Source organism: Streptomyces alkaliphilus, from assembly GCF_014141535.1.
Taxonomy (GTDB): domain Bacteria; phylum Actinomycetota; class Actinomycetes; order Streptomycetales; family Streptomycetaceae; genus Streptomyces; species Streptomyces alkaliphilus.
Map to the genome: position 1 here is coordinate 1 of NZ_VKHT01001542.1, position 768 is coordinate 768.

The window sequence follows — 768 nt, forward strand, 5'->3', positions numbered from 1 at the left end:
CGGGCGGGGGTGGGTCTACTCGTCGGCCGGGCGCACGCCCAGCATGGCGGTGTTGGCCACGACGGTGATGTCGAGGCGGATGGGGCCGAAGGTGGCGCTCTCGCGCTGGAAGCCCTCCCCGCCGTACAGGCCGCGGTAGTTGCCGGAGATCCAGTCGGCCGCGGCGGCGGGGTCGACATCATCGATGTCGGCGGCGGTGACGCAGGCCACGAACATCCGGACCTGCTTGTCGGTGGGGCCGATGGTGGGGATGCCGGCGGCGTGGCAGTTGATCTCCACCAGGCGGGTGTCGGTGTCGGCGACGGCGGAGGCGATGGTCTCGGGGTCGGAGAATCCCTGGCCTTCCTTCATGACACCGAACCAGCCGAGACGGTCGGGGAATCCCTCGAGCGGGTCTTCCTCGATGCCGGCTTTCTGCCAGGTGACACCGTGCCCGGTCATGGCTGAGACCCAGGCGTTGGTGTCGGCGCCGGGCAGCGGATCGAAGGCCACGACATCGCCCTCCTGCTGCTCATCGGCGACAGCGGGCTCGGACTCGGGTTCGGGGTCCGGCTTCTCCTCGACGGGCTCCTTCGCTTTCTCCTCCGACTTGTCTTCCTTCTCGGCGGCCGGGGCGGGCTTGGAGTCCGCAACCGGCCTCCCGGTGTCCTCCTCGCCGACGATGACACCCAGCACGATCAGGGCCCACACGCCGCCCGCCGCGATCAGTGCGACCTTCTGGGGGCGGGAGCGGCGGCGCCACCAAGCGGGGAAACCGCCCTGCTGCGG

General features: G+C 70.6%; 1 protein-coding gene. It reads right to left on the reverse strand.

The features are described from left to right. Nucleotides 1–15 precede the first annotated feature (15 nt). Nucleotides 16–768 (reverse strand): hypothetical protein (locus tag FNQ90_RS25570; protein ID WP_228471611.1); only part of this gene is annotated, 753 nt, incomplete at its 5' end.